Genomic DNA, 22,605 nt, shown 5'->3' with positions numbered 1-22,605 from the left:
GAGGGAGCATTTTCATGACTGAACGGCTTGCGGGAAAGACGGCCCTGGTTACAGGCGCCGCGCAGGGTATCGGCAAGGCGATCGCAGCGCGGCTTGCCGCCGACGGGGCAACCGTCATCGTCAGCGACATCAATGCCGAAGGCGCCGGGGCGGCGGCCGCGGCGATAGGTGGAAAGGCGAGGGCGATCGCCGCCGACATTTCCGATCCGGCATCCGTCAAGGCACTCTTCGCCGAAATCCAGGCCCTGACCGGGGGCATCGACATCCTGGTCAACAATGCCAGCATCGTGCCGTTCATCGCCTGGGACGATGTCGATCTCGACCATTGGCGCAAGATCATCGATGTCAATTTGACCGGCACCTTCATCGTCAGCCGCGCCGGTACGGACCAGATGCGTGCGGCGGGGAAGGCCGGACGGGTAATCAGCATCGCATCCAACACCTTCTTTGCCGGCACGCCGAACATGGCGGCCTATGTCGCGGCCAAGGGTGGCGTCATCGGCTTCACCAGGGCGCTCGCCACCGAGCTTGGCAAATACAACATCACCGCCAATGCGGTGACGCCCGGCCTGATCGAGAGCGACGGCGTCAAGGCGAGCCCGCACAACGAGGCGTTCGGCTTCGTCGAGATGCTTCAGGCGATGAAAGGCAAGGGGCAGCCGGAACATATCGCCGACGTGGTTTCGTTCCTGGCCTCCGACGATGCGCGCTGGATCACGGGCCAGACGCTCAATGTCGACGCCGGGATGGTGCGCCACTAGCCAAAGCGCATCCCAAAACCTGTTGTGCATTCCGGGCGACTTGCATGGGGTCGCAGCAGCGGACGAGCGCGGCCAATCAAGGAAAAATCATAGTGGACTTCGGATTCGACACGTCGGTTTTCGACGGGCTGACGATTGCAATGCTGGTCGCCGGCCTGGCCATGACCGGAATGGCCTCCGGCGTGCTCGCCGGTCTGCTGGGAGTCGGAGGCGGCATCGTCATCGTCCCGGTGCTGTTCTGGGTGCTTAGCCTGTTCCATTTTTCGCCTGCTGTGATCAGCCATCTGGCTGTCGCGACGTCGCTTGCGGTCATCATCCCCACCTCGATCTCGTCGATGCGGTCGCACAACAGGCGCGGCAATGTCGACCGGGCACTGCTCACACTATGGGGACCGGCCATTTTCGTCAGTGCCCTCATCGGCGGCATCATGTCGAAATTCATCCCGGGCGCCGGCTTGCGGCTGGTCTTCGGCGTCGTCGGCCTGCTGGTGGCCGTCAACATGGCGTTGCCGAAGCACCTCGTGATCTCCGATCACCTGCCGCAAAGCTGCTGGATCAACCGCGCGATCGCTGCTGTGATCGGCTTTGTCTCTTCGCTCATGGGAATTGGCGGCGGCACACTGTCGGTGCCGACGCTTTCCAGCTTCTCCTTTCCGGTGCACCGGGCCGTCGGCACATCGTCGGCGCTTGGCCTGCTTATCGCGCTTCCAGCGGTGGCCGGCTTCATCTGGTCGGGTCTCGCAATTGCAGGCAGGCCCCCGCTCAGCCTGGGTTATGTCAGCCTGCCGGCGGTTGCCATCATAGCGCCCATGAGCTTTCTGTTCGCTCCTCTGGGCGCAAGGCTCGCCCACGCGCTCAACCCGCGCTACCTGAAGCTTGCCTTTGCGTTCTTCCTGGCAATCACGGCCGGCCGAATGCTGCTTTCCTGAATTCGTTGGGCGGCCTACGGCTATTTTTCCCGCATGGCCCGGCGGAGGTTCTGCGTGATCGGCTCGGCGAGATAAGAGAGCACGGTGCGGGTCCCCGTCCGGATCATCGTCTCGCTCGACATGCCGGGCAGCAGCTTGCGGCCCTCCAGCTTGCCCAGTTCGCTTTTGTCGATCACAACCGTCGCGGCGAAAAACGGTGCGCCGCTGCGCTCCTCAACCATGCGGTCAGCCGACACGATCTCCACGACGCCCTCGAGCGGCGGCAGGTTGTAGCGGGCGAAGGCCGGGAAGCTGACGCGCGCGAGCTGTCCGGGTGCGATCGTCTCGACATCCTCCGGCTTGACCATAGCCTCGACCACGAGTTGTTGTCCGAGCGGTACGATCGTCATCAATGTCTCACCGGGTTTCACGACACCGCCCGCCGTATGGACCTTCAGCTCCATGACGATGCCGTCAACCGGCGCGACGACGTTGGTACGGCTAAGCACGTCCCTGGCGGAACGCTCCTGCTGTCCGAGGTCAAACAACTCCGCCTCGACTTTGCTCAACTCGTCGACGGCCTCGTTCAGGCGCACTGTGTTGAGGTTCAGGATCTGCATGTCGATCTCGGCCATGGCGCTTCCGGCACGGGCGATTGCCGCGACATTGGTGGCGCGCTCGCCCTCGATCTCCCGCTGCTGGCGTCTGAGCGACAAGTTCCGTTCGCGGGTGGTCAGCCCTTTCTTGAGCAGACCCTCAAGGTCTTTGCTTTCACCCTCGATTGCCTCGATCTGCTTGTCTTCCGTGACGATAAGCTGCTCCAGCCCCGTTATCTCTTCCTCGACCTGGTGACGGCGCTGCACGAGAATTTCCTGCTCGTCCTTCAGATTGTGGTGCTTCGCTGTAAACACGTCACGCTGTGCTGCCACCGCGTCCTTCACGGCGATCGCGGGGTTTGCGAGCAACGCCGGATTGAACTCGATCTCGGTCTTGCCGTCACGCTCGGCCCTGAGACGCGCGGCCAGCGCCTCACGCGTTGCTATCCGGTTCTGGATCAGGTCGAGCTGCGCCTTTGCCTGCGTGTCGTCGAGCCCGACGAGGATCTTGCCCGCCTTGACGATATCCCCGTTGGCGGCGTTCAACTCCGCGATGATGCCGCCCTCGAGGTGCTGGATGAGCTTGCGGTCGCCGGCGACCTTGATCACGCCCGACGCTACCGCAGCGCTGTCCAGCGGCGCCAGGGCCGCCCATCCCCCGGCCACGCCGAAGAACAGGAACATGATCGCGAAGCCGGTGCACGTCACGCCGGTGAGACGGAGGGGTTGCGGCTCCAGGAGAGAGGGCGGCGCGAGGGGCAGCGGCACGACCTTCAATTCGGGGGGGCGGCTCATGCTTCCTTGACCTCTTTGATTTCCTTCACCACTTCAAGGGCTGGCAACTGGGCCGCCTTGGGCAGATGGGCCACCTTGCCGACACGGCTGGCGAGTTCGTTGAAGACATGGTCGCGCGGCCCGAAGAGATCTTGCTGACCTCTGTTGAGCACCAGTATCTTGTCTATCTTGTCCAAAAGGTTGGGGCGGTGCGCGATCAGGATAACGGTTGTGTTCGTGGCCTTGGCCACGCCGAGAGCAGCAATCAATGCCTCCTCGCCCTCTCTGTCGAGGTTGGAATTGGGTTCGTCGAGGATAAGCAGCGCGGGGTCGCCGTAGAGTGCCCGCGCCAGCCCGATGCGCTGGCGCTGCCCGCCTGACAGGACGGCGCCGGATTCGCCGATCTCGGTGGCGTAACCCTTCGGCAGTCCCTTGATCAGTTCGTGGACTCCTGCCAACTGCGCGGCCTCGACCACCTTGTTGAAGACCGCCGGGTTGAGCGTCGCGAAGCGGCAAATATTTTCGGACACGGTGCCGGCGAAGAGTTCGATGTCCTGCGGTAGGTAGCCGACATGACGGCCACGGTCTTCCGCCGCCCATTGGGCAACATCCGTTCCGTCCAGCAAGGCGCGCCCCGCGGACGGGCGCCAGGCACCGGCGAGTATGCGCGCCAGGCTCGTCTTGCCAGCCCCGCTCGGACCGATCAACGCCATCGCTTCACCCGGCTCGAGGCGGAAGTTGATGCCTTTCAGGATATGTTCGCCACCCTGTCGGGCAAGCACAATGTTCTCGGCCTCGAACCTGCCTTTCGGTCGTGGTAGCGGCAGAACCGGTGTGGATTCCCGGTGCTGTCCGGCGACAGCGGTGAGACGCCGATAGGCGGCACGCGCTCCGAGCGTCGCCTTCCATGTGCCGATGGCTTGCTCGACCGGTGACAATGCGCGGCCCATCAGGATCGAGGCGGAGATCATGATACCGGGCGAGGCCTCGTTGCGAAGTACCAGATAGGCGCCGAGGCCGAGTATCGCCATTTGCAGGGCCAGCCGGTGACAACGCGCGATAGCCGCGATGGCCCCACCCCGGTTGGCGGCAAGAACCTGTCCTTTGTTCGCCTCGTCCTGCTGTGCCTTCCAGCCCTCCAACAGGGGCTTCAGCATGCCCATGGCCTGGACGACCTCGGCGTTGCGGATTGCAGCCTCGGCCTGCACATATGCCCGCGACTGCGCACCCGCAGCCTCGGTCAAGGGCTTTCGCGTGACGTATTCGTTGAGCAGCGCCAAAGCGAACAGGACGATCCCGCCGCCGAGCGCCAGCCATCCAAGCCATGGGTGCATGACAAAAATGGCAGCGAAAAACAGCGGCGCCCAAGGCGCGTCGAGGATCGGGAAGACGCTCGGGCTGGTGAAGAAATTCCGCACCTGGTCCAGATCGCGCAGCGGACGGGCGTTGGCCTGGCCAGGCGCCGACGCGGCGTATTCCACCGATGCGGTCAGCAGAACCGGTCCCAGGCGCGCGTTCATCCATGATCCGACCTTGGCTAGAAGACGCCCGCGTATTACTTCCAGCCCGGCGAGCGTCCCGAGCGCGGCCGCCGCCATCAGCGACAGCATCACCAGCGTCTCCAGGCTATGGCTGCCGAGTACGCGGTGGTAGACCTGGAGCATGTAAAGCGCCCCGGTCAGCATCAGCACGTTGATGCCTCCGCTGAACCAGATCAGCGGCCGAATGGCGCGTTTGATCTCTTTCATCACCACCTGCAGGGCAGGGGGCTGTTGCTTGGTTTTCATCGCTATTTCTCTGGTGTGCGGAGTGACATCCGGCGCAAGGGATTGCAGTGAGGCCTGCCATGAGCTGCTATGGTGGGTGCCATCGAGATTCCCCCTTTTTGAACGCATCAAGAAAAGGGGATCCCCATCCCCAGATGCCCTAACGCGCTGAATTGCGGCCTTTGATCCTCGATTGTGGCGCCGCCGAAGAGGAGGCGTCCATTCCCGGTTCGATAGTATTGAGGTCAATGTCCGCACCTGATCGAACGATATATATCTTTCGATAGATCAGGCTGACGCAGGCGCTGCGGTGGGTATCACGGCCGATGCCATCACGCGGCTTTCCGGCCCCCTTTGCCGCTTCATGTCGATGCCAGTTGAGAGTGGGGTGTCAGAGGAGGCCCGTTCCTGGACGCTCAGCGCCTTTGCCATGCCCAGGCCAGCTCCGCCCGGCTGCCGAGGTGCAGCTTCTCGTAGACGTGATAGGTGCAACGTCGTCGATCTGCTCAACCAGCTCAAGACCGAGCGTCGCGCCGGCAAGCAGGGCCGCATCGCCGACTATCTCACCCGCCTCGGCTTCGTCGTCCTCGATGAACTCGGATCGTCTCACGCATCACTGTGAGATCATCGAGACTGTCAATGAGTCCCGGCGCTTCAAGAACCGCGCCTGATCAACACAACACGGCCAAGCTCATCCGCGCTCGCCAGGCTGCGCAACCCGATAAGCTCCGGCGAGCGCTAAGCGACGTGCCCTACATAAAGGGGGACGCCGATCGGGGCCAGTTTTGCAAGGCGTTTGACACGTATGGTTTGCTCCGGGCGCGGGCATTCACTACGGCGCTTCTCCGCCAGGTCAATATTCCCATTTATATTGACGCCGGCGACCCTATCGAAAACGATATATATCGTTCGATATAGGTCATAATACTACCAGACGGAAAGTTGACTTGCCATGCTTAGGCTGCGCCAAATTGACCCCTGAGCATCTGGGGTTTGTTAGCATTTCAAGTGGCATCTCAAGTGATGGCGGACGGGCAATCGTAGTTTTCCAAGCCTCCGGAACTTACGCACGTCAAGGCGTGCTCTGTTCCGGTTCTCGAAATCCACCATTTTCGGCGCGCCCTGACCTCATTCCAACTGACCCTGGGGACAGCTCGATCACAATTGGGAGGAAGATTATGACCACTATTACCGACACCAATCTCGTTCTCGACGAGCAAATCGGCGTACAAACCGTCACCGATGATAACGATGTCCTCCTCGACCAGACGCTGAGCGACGCGCTCACCGCTCTCGGCGTGCTTGGAATCAGTCCTACCGACCCCACGACAGGGTTCCCGCAGGTGGCTGTCAACACCGCCCTCCTTGACACAACCGGCGCGACCGATCTGGCGCTGTCGATTCCCGATGACGGCCCGGGCGGCACCACGAGCGGCCTCTTTACCGTCGACGGTGTGGAAATCTTCCTCTACAATGAGGGCGGCATCATTTATGGACGCGAGGCCGACGCTAATGGGGACGCGGACCCTGCGGGCGACCTAGCGTTCGCGGTTGCGCTTGACCTGACCGGCGGCGTGTCGTCAGCGCAGATTTACCTCATTCAATACGAACCGCTGCATCACAACGATCCGCTCGCCGTTGACGATGGAGACATCCTGTCTTTTGCCGAAGGCAAGATCACACTGGATGTAACGACCACTGAGCTCGTAACGACGTTTCAGGTGCTGGACTTCGCGTCGATCCCGTCAGGTAGCCCACAGGAGACACTCACGGTTGCGACAGCCGATCTCACTGACAATCACAGCGCCAAGTTTGATGGCATCATCTTCCCGGCAGGTGCAGTCACTGATCCGACGACCATCAACAAGAACCCCGGAACCAATGATGATCTGAATCCCGACGCCGTCGGCTTCGGTGTGAAGGGGGGCCAAGCCTCTCAGATGAATCAAAATGAGGGCTTCTTCGTCCAAGACGCGGCCTGGACTTCTGCCACTCCGGATGCGAACGAGATCGGCGGCATCAGGTTCGACGTCCAGGGCATAGGCGGTGTGAAGAGCGTTAACATCGAGTGGTGGACTATCGATAATGGGGTGGTAGTTGAGCATGGCACTGACAAAGTAACTTTACCTTCCGGCAGCGCCGTCTTTGAGAATTATACCATCGAGTCGGCGGATAGCGTCGATCAAATCTACGTTCGATTTACCTACGACACGAAGCAGAGCACCTCCGGTGTGCGCGTTGAGAACCTTGAAGTCGCGTTCCCATCATCGAGCGAGGTGACGGTCGTCAACCACGAGGATCTCGGGACGCACCTCGTGTTTGAGGATGCCGGGCCGACGTTCGACGGCATCACTGGTGATGCAACGCCGTTCCAGGTCGGATTGGCCGCCAATCAACAGGACACAGGGACGTTCGACCTTACTCCCGGAGCCGACGGCTCACACGTCACCATCACCCAATATACCGATCTCGGTGGCGCTGACATCGAGGAGATTCTCACCAACGACGGAACCACGCTGACGTACCGCGACGTGGCCACCGATACGGATCTTTACCAACTGAACGTGACCGACTCGGGATACACCTTCGACGTGCTCTTCACACCCCAGGGTGAGCAGTCCGACCTCAACTTCAATGCGGTCAAGTCGGGCGGTCCCCAGGAGACCTTGACAGTACCCACGGTGGATAACACCGGCAGCATCGTCTTTGACGGCCTGATCTTCAACGCTACGCCCGCAGCGGGCGCGACCGAGGCAGCCTTTGTGCCGTTCAACACCACTCCACTGGGAGGCCCGACTGTAGCGGCTGACGACCTTAACCCCGATGCAGTTGGTTTCGGCGTGAAAGGCGGTCAGGCTTCGCAGATCAATAACAACGAGGGCTTCACCTTCTCCACTGCGGACGGGTCTGACATCAACAATCTAACCTTCGCGGTCGCAGGAATTGGAAACATCAACGCCATCACCGTAGAATCGTGGCTTTACGACGATGGCGGCAATCTGATCGATCACACCATCGAAAACGTTACTGGCTTGCGCTCGGGCAATCAGACCGTGACCATCGATGACGATGGTGGGCAAGCCTTCGACACGGCCTACGTTCAGTTCCACGTCGGCGGTGCCAACTCGGGTGTTCGCATCCTCGACTTCTCGACGAGCATCGAGGGCCCAGTTGACGATCAGCCGTTCGAATTCACTCTGGCAAACACCGACCTCGACGGGGATGCTGCTACGCAAACACTGAGCATCCTCGCAAGCCAGGACTTCATCGTTTGATGACGTTCTCGCAGCCTTCATTAGCTTCAACGCAGACGATCCGGCCCCCTTCGAGGGGCCGGACGTTCAAGACACCAAGGCTCTGGACTCAAACTAGGCGACATGCAAAGCGGCGGCTTGCGGTGTATGCTGTGGCGGCTTTCCGACAACCAGCCTCTTTGGCTGAAGGAACCGGAGGAGGGGAGAGCCAGCAACCGCCAAGCCAATCTCCAATGCCCCGGTTATCAGGCGGGTCGGACCGAGAGCAGGCTGTCGCAATCGCGGCCGATGCCATCGCGCGGCTTTCCGGCCCGCTGCCGGCCTCACGTCGATGCCCGTTAAAAAAGTGCTGCTTTCAGAGGAGGCCCGTTCCTGGGGGGGGGGCGAGGCTTTTGCCGTGCGTCATCCAGGCCAGTTCCGCCCGGCCGCCGAGGTGCAGCTTCTCGTAGACGTGATGCAGGTGCATCTTCACCGTGCCTTCGGATAAATGCAGCCGCTGCGCGATGGTCTTGTTGCGCAGCCCGCGCGAGACGAGATCGGCGATCTCGGTCTCCCGCCCGGTCAGCCGGGACATTGGCTGCGGCTGCGACCCGGGCATCAGCAGTTGCTGGACGATCTTGTTGTCGATCCACTTCTTGCCCGCCGCCACCGCATTCACGCATTCGATGAGAAAGCGGTGGCTGATGCCGTCCAGAAACAGGCCGTCGACGTCGAGCGTCTGTATCTCCTTGACATCGAGCCTGCCGGTTGGCTGCACGATGAAGATGATGCCGAGAGCGCTGTTGCCGGCCTTCAGCCGTGAGGAGAGACCTGATGTCTGCTGGTCCGCGAGATCCACGCCCACGATGACGATATCAGGCTGATGGCGCTCCACATGAGCGAGAACGTCCGCAGGGCGGCGACACTGGGCGACAACATCGTGTCCAGCCTTCTGCAAAACCCATTCCAGACCGGCGAGATATACCCCTCGCGGGTCCGCCACGACCAACGTCGACATGCGAACACCGTCCGTAAAAAACGCAACGAACTTGGTTAAGTACCCGTAAAATCAGGAAACCAGAGCCTAGGCCTATTGTCAAGTAATAGCTAATATGCATATTGCTATAATGACAATCCGCCGTCTGCCAGGCGGATCAGCGGACATCTCGCATCGCACTTGGGCGGGAAGCTGGCTAGCTGCCCTTCCTGGCCGCTATCACCATGAAATCGCTTCCAAGCGTGACGCTTTGCAGCCGACGATATTGACCTGCAATGCGTACTTCGCGGAGATGCCAAACCAGCAGTTTCGCTACCTCGGAACTGCGCGGTGAAAGGCGAACCTATGATATGCCTGTCACTTCAAGGTTCTACCGTCCCTTGCCGCGCGGCCCAGTCGTATGGGTACAGGCAGTAAAAATAGCCGGTGCGTTCGGTTGCGATGTATTTCAGATGCGTGCCATTGGGTAACCAGACGATGTCGCCAGGGCGGCATTCGTGGCGGCCGTCATCCAGTTCGATCGTCAGCGTGCCTTCATGGATGAACAGCACCTCGTCATAGGTCACGGTCCAGTCGATCGAGGCGTTCTCCAGATACTCAATGCCACCGCCCATGGTCCGGCTGATCTCGGCATTGATGACGCGCGCGATCGACGACGTTCCGGTCGGCGTGACTGATGGCTTCAGAGTCAACTCGCTGTGCTTGAAAATCCTGGCCTTGGACATTGTCATCCTTTCTTTGCGCGAAGATTGGCTTTGGAGGGAGTGACGCCGGACGGAGCCAGCCCGGCGAGCCATCTCGTCACCGGATCCAGCTTGCGCCCGGCATGTTCGAGATCGTCGCGCCGACGCACCGCGCCACGGACGAAATGCGCACCGACGAAGCGAAAGGGTTCGGGCGGGAAACCGCGCGCCACCGGACGCACCAGCGCCGAATGCGTCAGTTCCGATTCGCCGTCAGTCAGCAGACTGGTGAGGATCTCGCCGCCGATATAAGCCATTGTCGTGCCATTGCCGGAAAAGCCGTAGCCGTAGACGACATCGCGGTTGGCGGGCAAAGCGCCGAACAGCGGCACGCCGCTGACCGTCCGGTCGATCGGGCCGTTCCACGATGTTTCGAGTGGGAAATCGGCGAGCGCCGGGTGGCCATCCCGCAGCACGCGACGCATTTCGGCGACCCGTGGCGACAGGCCATGGAAACGCTGGTCGACAATGCCGCCGAAGCCAATGACGCCACCGCTGACGCCGACGGACAGCCGACCATCGCGCGTCGGAGACCAACCGCCAACGAAGACGCGGGAATCGATCATCAGCGGCGCCCGGCGGTAGCCGACCTTGTCGAGAAGGTCTGGAATGGGCTGTGACATGGCGTCGTCGCTGGAGATGTTGAAGATCGCAGGGGCCAGTTCCGGAATCGCCCCGGACCAGGCGTTCATGGCAAGCACGACCTTGCCGCAGGACACAGTTCCTTTCGCCGTTTCCACCGTGAGCTTGCCACGTCGCGAAAACCGCTTCATCGGCGACTTTTCATAAATCCGAACGCCGCGGTTCAGCGCTGCACGACGCAGGCCGCGCACCAGGAACCCTGGATGCACAGTTGCCGACGAAGCGTCGAACGCACCGCCAAGGTGGCTCGTCGTACCGGCCATCGCCGCGATCTCCGGGCGCGAAACTCGCCGCGCCGGGACGTAGCCGTGCGCTGCCAGCTTATTTAACGCGTCGTCCCAGGCGCCAAGCTGTGCTTCGCACGTAGCTCCCCAGATCCAGCCGATGCGATCGAACCAGGCGTCGATTGCCTCGGCCTTGCAGAAAGCCTCGATGCCGCCGATCGCGGCTTCGGATGCCTTGATGATCGAAAGCGCGTCGTTTCCGTCGCGCAGCGCGGCAAGCGCGCTGTATTTGGTCCACGCCGAAAGCACCATTCCGGAATTGCGGCCGCTCGGGCCACCACCACAAATGTCGCGCTCTACAATGACAACGTCGAAGCCTGGATTGTGCTGCTTGAGGCGAATGGCGGTCCACAGTCCGAGATACCCGCCGCCAACGATGCAGATGTCGGCCTGCGTTGTCTCTTCGAGCGGAGGCGCAAGGTCCGGGTCCTCGGGCAATGCCTGCCGCAGCCAATGGCTCCGCCAGCGGATGTCTTTTTCCGGCAACTGCATCACGATGCGCCTGCGGCGGACAGGCGGCGCTCCACCAGCCTGACCCAAAGACTGGCGCCCATCGGCAGGATAGCGTCGTTGAAATCGTAATTGGTGTCGTGCGCGGCGGCCTGGTGCGCGTCGTCCTCCTGGCCAAGCAAGAAATAGCAGCCCGGCCGCTGTTCCAACATGTAGCAGAAATCTTCAGAACCCATCTCGGGAGGCGGATCGACGACGAGACGTTCCGAGCCCATCACCTCGTTCGCAATCGCGATCATCGCGTCGGCTTGCGCCGGAGTGTTGATCGTCGGCGCGAAGGGCGTTTCGTAGCGAATATCGACGCTGGCGCCAAAAGCTTCAGCCTCGTTTTTCGCGATGCGGCGGATTGCCATCTCCAACGTCTTTTGAACCTGATGGTCGAAGGTGCGCACGGTGCCGGTCAGAAACGCCGCATCGGGGATGGTGTTGAAGGCTTCGCCGGCGCGCAGGCTGCCAACGGTGACGATTGCCGGAGAGTGCACATCGGTCAGGCGACCGGGCAGGGCTTCGATTGCCAGCAGGATGCGCGCGGCGACGGGGAGTGGATTGATCGCCAGATGCGGCATCGCCGCGTGGCCGCCCCTTCCATGGACGACGATCTCGAAGCGATCGGCCGCCGCGGCCACCGTTCCGCGGTGGACGGCGATCTCGCCGAGAGGCCGTTCGCAATTGTGCAGCGCGTAGACTTCATCGCAGGGGAAACGCTCGAAAAGGCCATCATTCAGCATGGCGAGTGCCCCACCTCGACCCTCCTCGGCCGGCTGGAAAATGAAATGCACGGTGCCGGCGAAGTCGGGCGAGCGGGCAAGCGCCGAGGCTGCGCCGAGCAGCATCGTCGTGTGACCGTCATGGCCGCAGCCATGCATCCTCCCGGGAATGCGGGACGCATGCGGCAGCGGCCGCGCCTCGGTCATCGGCAGGGCGTCCATGTCGGCTCGGATGCCAAGACTGCGACCAGCGCCGAGCCTGCCCCTGAGCGTGCCGACGACACCTGTCCGTCCGACGCCTTCGGTCGTCTCGATGCCCCACGAGCGCAGTTTGTCCGCCACGAAACGCGCCGTCTCGAACTCTTCGAAGCCGAGTTCTGGATTGGCATGCAGATGCCGCCGCCAGGCCGTCATCTCGGTCTCCAACTGCTGCACCGATGGAACCAGTCTCATGCCGATGCCCTTGCGCGGAGAGTTTGCGAGCGGCCCTGAAGGATGGCGATGACACCAAGCAGGGTCGCAGAGAATGCGATCAGCAGCACAGCGACGGCCGCGATGGCAGGGCTGATGGATTCGCGAACCCCGGAGAAGATCATGCGAGGCAAGGTTCGCTCCGCGCCTGTCGAGAGGAAACTTGCGACGACGACTTCGTCGAAAGAGATGATGAAGGCGATGATGGCCCCTGTAATGACGCCCGGCGCTATCAGCGGCAGCACTACCTTGAAGAATGTGCGCATGGTGCCGGCGCCGAGCGATGCCGCCGCGCGAACCAACGTCCGGTCGAAGGTCGAAAGGCTGGCGACGACAGTCGTCAGCATCACAGGCACGGCCATCGCCGTATGCACCAGAATAATCGATAGCTTGTTGCCGACGAGTCCCAGTGTGGCGAAGAATGAAAAGGCCGCGACGCCGACGATGACGACTGGCGTCACCAAGGGCGCGGCGATGATCGCGTAGAGGATTCGCTTGCCGGCAAAATCGCCCCAGGCGAGTCCGATCGCCGCAGGTATGCCGAGCAGCAACGCCAGAACCGTGGTGGACAGCCCGATGACGACCGAGTTCCACAGTGCGTTCGGCCAACGCTGGTCGACCCACAGTTCGGCATACCAGCGCAGCGACCAGCCCGGCGTCGGAAATGCCAGCGAATTGCTCGAGGTCAGCGACATAGGGATCACGATCAGCAGGGGCAGAATGATGAACGCCAGCAACGTCGCCGCATAGGCATACATCAGCCACTTCCGGAAGCGGTCGGCGCTCATGCGACATGCGCCTTGCGGCGGAAGAGGACGGACGCCGTCCAGAACAGCAACGCAAACAACACGAGGATCATCAGCAGTTGCAGCGAAAGCGCTGCACCCATGCCCCAGTTCAGTGTGCTGTTCGTGTAGAAAGCTATGTAGCTGGAGATCATCTGGTCGGTCGGCCCGCCGACAAGCGTCGGGGTGATGTAGTAGCCAAGTGCGAAGACAAAAACGATCGCCCCGCCGGACAGGATCCCTGGCAGGATCAACGGCAACTGCACGCGGCGCCACGCCGTGAGCCACGGCGCACCCAGCGACAGTGCCGCGCGCATGTAGGTGGTCGGAACCCGCCGCATGACAGCGACGACGGAGAGCACCATCATAGGCAGCAGAACCTGAACCATCGCCAAATAGAGCGAAAAGCGGGTGTAGATGAGGTCGAGGGGTTCGCTGACGATACCCAATCCGAGCAGAGTGGAATTCACGGGGCCGTTCTTCTGCAGCACGATGATCCAGATGACGGTGCGCACCAGCAGCGATGTCCAGAGCGGAAACAGGATCAACGCGAACATCAGCTTCGACCAGGCCGGGGGCGCGCTGACAATTGCCTGCGCCAGCGGCACGGCGAGCACCGCGCAGATGACGGTCACCACGATGCTGATCCAGATCGTACGCAGCAGCGCGTCGACGAAGATGGCGCGGTCGGCGGAAACGGCTTCGATCGAATTGTCCGCGCCTCGCTTCAGGTCCAGGCTCGCAAGCAGATAATAGTCCGTTCGCGCGCTTTGCTGACGCGCTATGACCTGCCAGAGATCGATGTTTTTCCAGCCGGCCTGTTTGGCGAGCACCTCGTCGCGCACAGGGCGCATGTCGAGCTTGCCGTCGGCCGCATCCTTTGCCGTCTTAATGACGAGGAAACGGCTGCCGACGACGCGCTGGTTCACGAGTTGCGCCAGGACGCCTTCCTTCCCGGCGCGCCGCGCGTCGGCCAAATCCTCGACGAGTGCTGCAAAGACGGGTTCGCCAGGCAGGCCGCTATCCGCATTCCAGCCCGCCAGAGCGGCAATTGTGCGCGGCAGGTTGTTCGAGAAATCCGAGTTGTCGACGGCCAGAGCGAGGAAGCGCGCTACCGGCCACAGAAACAGAATGACGACGAACAGAATAAGCGGGGCCGTCAACAGGGCGAGCATGCCGCCCCGTTGGCGCCGCTTCATAGCCGGCTTTGTCCCGACCAACATGCCTGGGTTACTTCGCGAGCCAGGCCTTGAAGCGTTCTTCCAGTGCTTCCTTGTGCTCGGTCCAGAAGTCGTTGTCATAGGAGGCGCCGTACTGAAGGTGCTCCGGCGACGTGGGCAGGTTGGCCTTCCAATCCGCGGGAATGAGGTCTGCGGCTTCCTTGCGGCCGGTGCCATAGGCATAGAGTTTCGAGAAGCCGGCCTGGTTTTCAGGGATGGAGAACCACTTGAGGAGATCCAGCCCGGCCTGCTGGTGCGGCGCGCCCTTCACCACCGCCCAGTAGTCGGTGCCATAGAAGAAGCCAGCGTCCCATGCGATCGCATAGGGCTTCTTCTCGTTGATGGCTTCGTTGGTGATGCGCGCATTGAATCCGTCGCTGAGAGCCACTTCACCACTGTCGAGGTTCTGGATGCCCTGCGTTGTGGTGGACCACCAGACGACGTTCGGCTTGATCTTGTCGAGCATGGCGAAAGCCCGATCGACACCTTCCGGCGTGGCCATCACCTTGTACATGTCCTCGCGTTTCACGCCGTCGGCCATCAGCGCATTTTCCAGCGTGAACTGTGCCTGCTGGTAAAGCCCGCGCTTTCCCGGAAATTTCTCGACGTTCCAGAAATCCGCCCAGCTCTTCGGCGCGGCGTCACCTTTGTAGACCTTCGTGTTGTAGGCAAGGACCGTAGCCCAGGTGTCGGATGCGACGCCGCATTCGTGCAGGGTGCCTGGGAGATAATTCGCCGCGTCGCCGGTGATCTCGGGCGTCAGCGGGACGAACAGGCCTTCGGCGCAGCCGACTTCCATGGCGGGCGCTTCGACCGAGACGACGTCGTAGGTAATGTTGCCCGCCTGCACCTGGGCACGCACCTTGGCGACCTCGCCGCCCCATTCTTCCATGACGATCGGAACGCCCGTCTTTTCGGTGTACTTGTCCCAGACCCCATCCTTGTAGGCCTTGTCCCATGTACCCCCCCAGCCGACCACCGTGACGGGGTCGGCCGCGGACGCGGCCAAAGTCGAGGTCGCGAGGCAGATCGCGGCGGCAGATACGGCTTGCAGATAAGTCCTCATTGCAGTTCCCCTTTCTTATCGTTGCAGATTTGATCAAATTTCAAACGCAAAATCGATTGATTAGCAATAGGAATTTGCGATAGGGTGCAAAAAAATTGAAAAGACGAGGAGATTTGATCGAATGCTGCAAGGCACTAGAGACCTGCGCGCCAATGTCAGTCTCGCTGCTGTTCTGGACGAGGCGCGACAGCGTTTCGCTGACGCCAACCCGAACAGCCGGGCGCGTCAGAACGAGGCCGCGGCATCGTTGCCGGGCGGCAATACGAGGGCTGTTCTATGGTATCGGCCATTCCCCGTATCGTTTGTTTCCGGTGAAGGCTGCAGGGTGACCGATCTGGACGGCCATACCTATGTCGACCTGGTCTCGGAATACAGTGCCGGTTTCTACGGCCACTCCGACAAGGCGATTTCGGCGGCCCTTGTGGACGTCATACAGGGTGGCATCATGCTGGGTGCACCCAACCGCTATGAGGCGCGCCTGGCTGCCGCGGTGGTCGACCGTTTTCCGGCCATCGAGCGCGTGCGCTTCTGCAACTCGGGCACCGAGGCGAACATCATGGCGATTTCGGCGGCTCGCGCCATCACGCAGCGCTCGAAGATCCTCGCCTTCCGCGAGGGCTATCATGGCGGCGTACTCACTTTTGCGCATGGCGGCTCACCGCTCAATTTGCCTTTCCCCTTTGTCTTCGCCGACTACAACGATAGTGCAGGCGCCGTGGCGCTCATCAAGGAACAGGGCGACGAGCTTGCCGCAGTGATCGTCGAGCCGATGATGGGCGGCGGCGGCTGCATCCCGGCGACGCGTGAGTTCCTGGAAGCGCTACGCGCCGCGACGAAGGACACCGGGGCGCTGCTGATTTTCGACGAGGTCATGACTTCGCGCCTCGACTACCGCGCGCTCCACGGGGCGCATGGGATTTTTCCCGATTTCGTGACGCTCGGCAAGTATATCGGCGGCGGTGCGAGTTTTGGCGCATTCGGTGGACGCGCGGATCTCGTCGATCGCTTCGATCCTGCTTTGCCCGGTGCGTTTTCGCATGGCGGGACGTTCAACAACAATATTCTTAGCATGGCTGCTGGTTTCACCGGTCTGACCCAGGTGCTGACGCAAGAGGCGAGCCGCGCCATCAATGCGCGCGGCGATCGCTTGCGTGAAGCGATGAACGTCTCCCTTGAGCGGCATGGCGTCGAGGGCATCGTCATAGGGCGCGGGTCGTTGATGAACCTGCATTTCGTCAGGGGGCCGGTGGACACGCCGGCGCGGCTCGACGATGCCGATCCTTCGGTGATTGCGCTTTGGCATATCGAAATGCTGTTGCGAGGGTACTACGTGACGCCGCGCGGCATGCTGGCGTTGTCACTGCCATTTGGCGACGCCGAACTCGACGGCTTCGCCGCCGCATTCGACGATTTCCTGTCGAGCAACCTCAAAATACTGCCGCGCCGGACAAACTGATGCTCGATCGCAAGGATGCCAGTGCCGGCTCAGCCGCGCAAAAGACAGCTCATGTTCGTGTCCATACGGGCTTGAAGGAAGCACTGATGAACGGTGACTTCCTGCCCGGCCAAAGACTGGTCGTGCGACAGCTTGCCGAACAGTACCGGACCAGCGCCATGCCGGTGCGCGAGGCCTTGCGGCAACTCGTCAGCGACGAGGCGATGTTCGACCACCCAAATCGGGGCGTCATCGTCCCCGAGGCCACGGTGGCGCGTATTTCGGATCTGGTGCGTGTGCGCTGCAGCGTCGAAGGAACGGCGGCCGAGTGGGCCGCGACGACCATCACGCCCGAAGAACTCGATGAATTGGCGAAGCTGAACGGGCTGATGCGCGAATGCGTCGAGAGCAATGTCATGGCTAGCTATCTCGGCCTGAACAGGCGCTTCCATTTCACGATGTACCATGCCGCGCGGTCACCTCTCATCCAGCAGATCATTGAGAAATTGTGGCTGCAGGCAGGACCGTTCTTGAACATCGTCCGCTCGGACGTGACCTACGGCCTGGGCCTGGACCATCACGACGAAATGCTCGCGGCACTGCGTCGCGCCGATGGCGCGGCTGCGCGCAAGGCGCTGGTGGCCGACCTGCGCGAGGCCGCCGACATCATTCTTCGCGCCGCCGCGGCGGCTGAGGCTCAGCCTGCGCGCAAACGCCCGGCTTCGGCACGCCGTGATCCCAAGGCGCAGGCGCGGTGATGGGCGGATCCCCGCGTGGCCCGGTTCATGTCGAGTTTCGTGGCGTCAGCAAGCGCTACGGGCAGACGGTCCAGGCGGTGCGTCAGCTCGACCTGGAAATCATGCGCGGCGAATTCCTGACGCTGCTGGGGCCTTCCGGGTCTGGCAAGACGACGGCGTTGATGATGCTTGCGGGGTTCGAAGATACGACCGAGGGCGAAATCCTCATTGACGGTCAGCGCATCGACAACGTTCCCGCCAATCGTCGCGGCATCGGCATGGTGTTCCAGAACTACGCGCTTTTCCCGCACATGACGGTCGCCGAAAACCTGGCTTTCCCGCTCGAGGTCCGCAAACTTGGCCGCGACGAGGTGACGCGACGTGTCAGGAACGTTCTCGACATGGTCCAGTTGCCCGAATTCGGCAACCGGCGTCCGGCGCAGCTTTCGGGTGGCCAGCAACAACGCGTCGCGGTTGCCCGCGCCCTGATCTTCGAACCAAATCTTGTCCTGATGGACGAACCGCTCGGCGCCCTCGACAAGCAATTGCGCGAGCAGATGCAGTTCGAAATCAAGGATATCCATGCCCGGCTCGGCGTCACGTTCGTTTATGTGACACACGACCAGACCGAGGCGCTGACCATGTCGGACCGGATCGCGGTGTTCAGCGCCGGCCGCATCGAGCAGCTTTCGACACCACGCGAACTGTATGAGCGTCCGACGGGCAGCTTTGTGGCGAGCTTCATCGGCGAGAACAACCGCATGTCCGGCACCGTGCTTGCCGGCGGTGAAAACGGTGGCGTGGCCGTCCATCTCGACGATGGCGATCTGGTGTTGAACGCCATTTCCCCTGGCGCGACGCCCCCTGCGGGCGCCAGGGTGACGCTGTCGATCAGGCCCGAGCGCATGTCCTTATTGCACGATGGCTCCACCGCCCTCAACGTGATTGCGGCAACCGTCGTTCAGTCCGTCTATGTCGGGGATCACATCCGGCTCGTCGCTGTGACGGCGGGCGGCCTGAAATTCATTGTCAAGCTTGCCGCATCGTCGTCTCGGTCCGAGCTCAATGCGGGCGAGGCGGTTCGATTGGGCTGTGGTCGTGAGGATTGCCTCGCGCTCGATAGATAACAACAAAAGGCAGACAAGGGAGAGTTCAACCATGAAGAAATCGCCGAAAGTCGTTATCACCTGTGCGGTCACCGGTTCGATCCACACGCCGACGATGAGCCCGTATCTGCCGATAACGCCGTCCGAGATCGTCGACGCCGCCGTCGGAGCAGCCGAAGCCGGAGCGTCGGTGATCCATCTGCATGCCCGCGATCCGGAGACCGGCAAGCCTACCCCTGATCCAAAGCTGTTTATGGATTTCCTGCCGCGCATCAAGCAGCAGACCGACGCCGTGATGAACATTTCCACCGGCGGCGGGCTGAAGATGACCCTCGAAGAGCGCCTTGAAGCCGCGCACGCTTCGAAGCCGGAACTCTGCTCGCTCAATATGGGATCTATGAATTTCGCCCTGCACCACATCGCGCCGAAATACACCGACTGGAAGTACGACTGGGAGAAGGGCTACCTGGAAGACACAAAGAAGGGCATCGTCTCCAACACGTTCGAGCAGATCGAGCGTATCATCGTCGAAGTCGGCCAGGCTTACGGCACGAAATTCGAGTTCGAGTGCTACGATGTCAGTCACCTCTATACGCTTGCGCACTTTCTAGACCGCAAGCTGCTGAAGCCGCCGCTTTTCGTCCAGACGATCTTCGGGCTGCTGGGCGGAATCGGCGCCGACCCAGAAGACATGATGCACATGCGCAGGACGGCTGATCGGCTGTTCGGAGACGATTATCTCTGGTCGATCCTTGCCGCGGGCAAGCACCAGATAAATCTCTGCACGATGGGCGCGATCATGGGCGGCAATGTACGGGTCGGTTTGGAAGACAGCCTCTATGTCGGCAAGGGCACGCTCGCTAAGAGCAATGCCGAACAGGTTGCCAAGATAAAGCGCATTCTCAACGAGTTGTCGCTCGAAATCGCGACGCCCGACGAAGCCCGTCAACTGCTGGATCTCAAGGGCGCAAACGAGGTCGGGTTTTGACGCCCGGCATCGAAACCTATGTCGGCGTCGTGCATCCTTGGATGTGCGACGCGATGGGCCATCTCAACGTTCGTCATTATGTGGCGATGTTTGATGACGCCAGTTTCCAGTTGCTGGGCAGGATTGCCGATCCTCGTTTGACGCCGACCCTCGGCTGGGCGGATGTGAGGATGGAGATCGACTACGTGCATGAAACCGCGGCGGGAACTCTGGTCACCGTTCGCAGCGTTATAGAAAAGCTTGGGAAATCGTCGCTGACTTATCTGCATGAAATGCGCGGTACGCTGGACGGAGTCCTGCATGCGCGCATGCGCACCGTAACGGTGCGCTTCGATCTTCAAGCGCGGAGCAAGATCGAGATCGAAGGCGAAGCCCGGCAGGCGAGCGCGAAACTCCCGAGGGGTGAAGCCGATACGCGTGGGTGACGGCGAGAATGTCTGGTGACGGCGTCGTTAGCCGCATTGGCGTCACTGAGCGAGATGCTGTAGGTCGCTGAAGGCTTCTACTCGCCCTACGAAGGTCAGGTATGCCGCTATCGCACAGGACACCGCATGGGGCAGCCCGCCACAATCGGCCATTGCGTACGATAGTGGCGTTTGAAGTGGTAGCGGGAGAGGGACTTTAATCGGCATAAGGTCAATGCGTTATATCATCTTAGTCAAAATTTTGAAAAAAATGAATCCACAAACGGAATGGAAAACTTTCAATCTTCATTTGCTGGAAGCTGATACTTGAGGCGGAGAATCCGATCCAAGGTAACTGCCGCCTGACAGGATGAGTGGCGGGCTTAGCGTGTTAGGCGACGCGGCGACTTATGCGCCGGAGGCGAATGACAGCAATGCGCCCAAAGTCGGTCATTGAAGTTTACAGCTGGGTAGCTCTGATTGGAGCCACATCTCTTGGATGGGACGGCATCTATATGGCCGAGCTGGCGCGCTGCGAAGTATCGGCGGATATCTTTAGCAGCCGTTTACCGGAGCGCGATAGGTCATTGTGTATGCAATACCGTCGGATGACGTAAGGAACCGCCGTGCCGCACAGAGCAGCAGCCCTAGCCGGTCGTTCTACGCCCCGCCTGCATCGTTTCATGAGCGTGATGCTCGAACTGGCTCCGGGCGTTCTCGTGCCGCGTCAGGAAACAGAGTTGCTCGGACAGAGCGCGCTCGCGATTCTTCGCGATCGCGCGCCCGGCCCGATGGTGATCGACATGTGCTGCGGCTCCGGCAACCTTGCTCTGGCGATCGCGGCGGAAGTTCCGTCGGCCTGCGTCTGGGGGGTGGACGTGACTGACAGCACGGTCGCGCTCGCCCGTAGCAATGCCGAACGCTTGGCCCTTCAGGACCGGGTCACCATCCGGAAAGGGGATCTGTTCGGTGCGCTGGAGGGCGATGGGCTTATCGGCGCGGCGGACATGATTGTCTGCAATCCGCCCTATATCTCGACCGCGCGCCTCGAAGGCGAGAGCGCGCATCTGCTTGAGGGCGAGCCGCGCGAGGCCTTCGACGGGGGGCCCTACGGCATCTCGATCCACCAGCGGCTGATCCGGGACGCAATCGATTTCCTCAAGCCTGGTGGCTGGCTGCTGTTCGAGTTCGGGCAGGGGCAGGACCGCCAGGTGGCTGCCCTGATAGCCAGAGCCAAGGCCTATGAACCCGTGACATTCGCCAAGGATGAGGTCGGAATGCCGCGTGTCGCACTCCTCCGCAAGCTGGAGAACGGTGCGCCCGCGATCTCATCCTCCGCAAGTTTGGCATGAGCCAGATTCGTCCCCTGCAGGCTGCGGATATTACGGCCGTCGTCGGGCTCTTTCAAAGAACCTTCCGGGACGGTGGAAAGCCGCCGCCTCCGGCGCTTGAGACTTATCTGCGCTGGCACTATCTTGAAGGCCCGGTCTGCGATCCGGAGATCGCGTCTCTCGTCCATATTGCGAGCGAAGGCGACATTTCAGGCTTTGTCGGCGTGAATGTACTGCCGATGAGGCATGGCCAGCGCAAGCTGCGCGCCGCCATCTGTGGTTCGCTCATGGTCGAAACGCGGGCGAACGACCCGATGGCCGGCGCAAGGCTGCTCAGGACATTCCTGGCCGGGCCGCAGGACATCTCCTTCAGCGAAACCGCAAATGCCCTCTCGACGCAGATGTGGACGAAACTGCGCGGGGTCGCCCTGCCGCAATACAGCCTGGACTGGATCCGGGTAATCCGGCCTTCGGCCTTCCTGCTCGATCTAGCCTCGCGGCGAGCCGGCGCCGTGCGCTTGCTTGACCCGCTCGCGCGCGGACTCGATCGCTATCTTCGCGGACGGATGCAGGAGAACGAGATGCGCTGGTCCGGGGTCCCGGAACTCTGGAATCGCAAGGGCGGCCTCAAGGTTGCCGAAATCGATCATGCCGGTTTTGCGGCTCTTTTGGACCCGTTGATGCGCCAGTTCCCGCTCCGACCCGACTGGAGCGCGGAGCAGCTTGCGCATATCCTCGCGGAGGCTTCCCAGAAGCCGGACTATGGCGAGGCCGTGTTCGCGTCCGTCTCCTCCCCCAGCGGGGCGCTGGTCGGCGCCTTCCTATATCACACCCGCCCGGGCAGGATGGCGCGCGTGCTGCAGGTTCTGGCCCTGCCGGGGCAAGCTGGTTCCGTCATCGACTGCTTGATTGGCGATGCAGCGCGGCGCGGCGCCGCCGGCCTGCGCGGCCGGACGCAACCCGCCCTGCTGGCAGCGATGCTGGGTCGACGGGTCGCCTTCACTCAACCGGCCTCGACCGTGGTGCATTCGCGCGACGAGGAACTGGTGAACGCGTTCCTGAGCTCGCAAGGCTTCTTCAACGGGCTGGCCGGCGAGCACTGGAATCGCCTGGCCGGGGAGCGGTTCGAATAGGCCATCAT

At 61.7% G+C, this 22,605-nt stretch carries 19 protein-coding genes and 1 pseudogene; 11 read left to right on the top strand and 9 right to left on the bottom strand.

The window, feature by feature from the left end; all coding sequences use genetic code 11:
- Positions 1–14 precede the first annotated feature (14 nt).
- Together pldH and NKJ67_RS26790 are read left to right on the top strand one after the other, a co-directional pair.
- Entirely contained in the window at positions 15–761 is a 747-nt protein-coding gene (gene pldH / locus NKJ67_RS26795; RefSeq protein WP_352584125.1) for a pyridoxal 4-dehydrogenase, SDR-type, read from the top strand.
- A gap of 92 nt (positions 762–853) precedes the next feature.
- The gene (locus tag NKJ67_RS26790; RefSeq protein WP_352584123.1) at positions 854–1,690 is read left to right on the top strand and encodes a sulfite exporter TauE/SafE family protein; all 837 of its coding nucleotides are present in this window, start codon (positions 854–856) and stop codon (positions 1,688–1,690) included.
- A gap of 20 nt (positions 1,691–1,710) precedes the next feature.
- Here the strand turns inward: NKJ67_RS26790 and NKJ67_RS26785 are convergent, their stop codons facing one another.
- Both NKJ67_RS26785 and NKJ67_RS26780 read right to left on the bottom strand, forming a co-directional pair.
- A complete protein-coding gene (locus NKJ67_RS26785; RefSeq protein ID WP_352584121.1) occupies positions 1,711–3,060 on the bottom strand; it encodes an HlyD family type I secretion periplasmic adaptor subunit in 1,350 nt (449 codons plus the stop codon).
- Positions 3,057–4,826: a type I secretion system permease/ATPase gene (locus tag NKJ67_RS26780; protein WP_352584160.1), complete on the bottom strand. Its 1,770-nt coding sequence runs from the start codon at positions 4,824–4,826 to the stop codon at positions 3,057–3,059. Before NKJ67_RS26780 ends, NKJ67_RS26785 begins: the two co-directional genes overlap by 4 nt.
- Positions 4,827–5,295: 469 nt before the next feature.
- On the opposite strand from NKJ67_RS26780, the pseudogene NKJ67_RS26775 reads away from it, so the two are divergent.
- Both NKJ67_RS26775 and NKJ67_RS26770 read left to right on the top strand, forming a co-directional pair.
- Positions 5,296–5,476 (top strand): annotated as a pseudogene (locus NKJ67_RS26775) (IS21-like element helper ATPase IstB); the annotation flags it as partial.
- 507 nt (positions 5,477–5,983) lie between these two features.
- Positions 5,984–8,080, top strand: a complete 2,097-nt coding sequence (locus NKJ67_RS26770) for a hypothetical protein (protein WP_352584119.1) — start codon at positions 5,984–5,986, stop codon at positions 8,078–8,080.
- Between the two features lie 334 nt (positions 8,081–8,414).
- Here the strand turns inward: NKJ67_RS26770 and NKJ67_RS26765 are convergent, their stop codons facing one another.
- The 7 genes from NKJ67_RS26765 to NKJ67_RS26735 all read right to left on the bottom strand — a co-directional run bounded on the left by NKJ67_RS26765 (position 8,415) and on the right by NKJ67_RS26735 (position 15,463).
- Positions 8,415–9,056: a response regulator transcription factor gene (locus tag NKJ67_RS26765; RefSeq protein ID WP_352584117.1), complete on the bottom strand. Its 642-nt coding sequence runs from the start codon at positions 9,054–9,056 to the stop codon at positions 8,415–8,417.
- A 341-nt stretch (positions 9,057–9,397) separates the two neighbouring features.
- The gene (locus NKJ67_RS26760) at positions 9,398–9,760 is read right to left on the bottom strand and encodes a EutQ-related cupin domain-containing protein (RefSeq protein ID WP_164873799.1); all 363 of its coding nucleotides are present in this window, start codon (positions 9,758–9,760) and stop codon (positions 9,398–9,400) included.
- A 2-nt stretch (positions 9,761–9,762) separates the two neighbouring features.
- Entirely contained in the window at positions 9,763–11,196 is a 1,434-nt protein-coding gene (locus tag NKJ67_RS26755) for an NAD(P)/FAD-dependent oxidoreductase (protein ID WP_352584115.1), read from the bottom strand.
- On the bottom strand, positions 11,196–12,374 hold the full coding sequence (locus NKJ67_RS26750; protein ID WP_352584113.1) for a M20 aminoacylase family protein: 1,179 nt from the start codon (positions 12,372–12,374) through the stop codon (positions 11,196–11,198). Before NKJ67_RS26750 ends, NKJ67_RS26755 begins: the two co-directional genes overlap by 1 nt.
- Positions 12,371–13,180 (bottom strand): ABC transporter permease, encoded by an 810-nt coding sequence (locus tag NKJ67_RS26745; RefSeq protein ID WP_352584111.1) that lies wholly within the window; start codon positions 13,178–13,180, stop codon positions 12,371–12,373. The genes NKJ67_RS26750 and NKJ67_RS26745 overlap by 4 nt, the downstream gene beginning before the upstream one ends.
- Positions 13,177–14,376 carry an ABC transporter permease gene (locus NKJ67_RS26740; protein WP_292458877.1) on the bottom strand — a complete coding sequence of 400 codons (1,200 nt, stop codon included), beginning with the start codon at positions 14,374–14,376 and terminating at the stop codon, positions 13,177–13,179. Before NKJ67_RS26740 ends, NKJ67_RS26745 begins: the two co-directional genes overlap by 4 nt.
- 31 nt (positions 14,377–14,407) lie before the next feature.
- Positions 14,408–15,463, bottom strand: coding sequence for an ABC transporter substrate-binding protein (locus NKJ67_RS26735; protein WP_352584109.1), 1,056 nt, complete (start codon positions 15,461–15,463; stop codon positions 14,408–14,410).
- Positions 15,464–15,584: 121 nt separating this feature from the next.
- Between NKJ67_RS26735 and NKJ67_RS26730 the strand changes: the two genes are divergently transcribed.
- From NKJ67_RS26730 to NKJ67_RS26700, 7 genes are all read left to right on the top strand, one after another.
- Complete coding sequence (locus NKJ67_RS26730) at positions 15,585–16,919, top strand: aspartate aminotransferase family protein (RefSeq protein WP_256747442.1); 1,335 nt, start codon at positions 15,585–15,587, stop codon at positions 16,917–16,919.
- Positions 16,919–17,656 carry a GntR family transcriptional regulator gene (locus tag NKJ67_RS26725; protein ID WP_127321023.1) on the top strand — a complete coding sequence of 246 codons (738 nt, stop codon included), beginning with the start codon at positions 16,919–16,921 and terminating at the stop codon, positions 17,654–17,656. Before NKJ67_RS26730 ends, NKJ67_RS26725 begins: the two co-directional genes overlap by 1 nt.
- Positions 17,656–18,762, top strand: a complete 1,107-nt coding sequence (locus tag NKJ67_RS26720) for an ABC transporter ATP-binding protein (protein ID WP_127326736.1) — start codon at positions 17,656–17,658, stop codon at positions 18,760–18,762. The genes NKJ67_RS26725 and NKJ67_RS26720 overlap by 1 nt, the downstream gene beginning before the upstream one ends.
- 31 nt (positions 18,763–18,793) lie before the next feature.
- Positions 18,794–19,729, top strand: a complete 936-nt coding sequence (kce, locus tag NKJ67_RS26715) for a 3,5-dioxohexanoate:acetyl-CoA acetone transferase (protein WP_127317813.1) — start codon at positions 18,794–18,796, stop codon at positions 19,727–19,729.
- A complete protein-coding gene (locus NKJ67_RS26710) occupies positions 19,726–20,154 on the top strand; it encodes an acyl-CoA thioesterase (protein ID WP_127381726.1) in 429 nt (142 codons plus the stop codon). Before kce ends, NKJ67_RS26710 begins: the two co-directional genes overlap by 4 nt.
- 662 nt (positions 20,155–20,816) lie before the next feature.
- Complete coding sequence (locus NKJ67_RS26705) at positions 20,817–21,485, top strand: N5-glutamine methyltransferase family protein (RefSeq protein WP_245472749.1); 669 nt, start codon at positions 20,817–20,819, stop codon at positions 21,483–21,485.
- Complete coding sequence (locus NKJ67_RS26700) at positions 21,482–22,597, top strand: hypothetical protein (RefSeq protein WP_352584106.1); 1,116 nt, start codon at positions 21,482–21,484, stop codon at positions 22,595–22,597. The genes NKJ67_RS26705 and NKJ67_RS26700 overlap by 4 nt, the downstream gene beginning before the upstream one ends.
- Positions 22,598–22,605 lie beyond the last annotated feature (8 nt).

The sequence above is a fragment of the Mesorhizobium sp. M0088 genome (genome assembly GCF_040322895.1).
Lineage (GTDB): Bacteria > Pseudomonadota > Alphaproteobacteria > Rhizobiales > Rhizobiaceae > Mesorhizobium.
The sequence above is the reverse complement of the archived record's forward strand: the minus strand, read 5'-3'. Positions and strand labels throughout refer to the sequence as shown.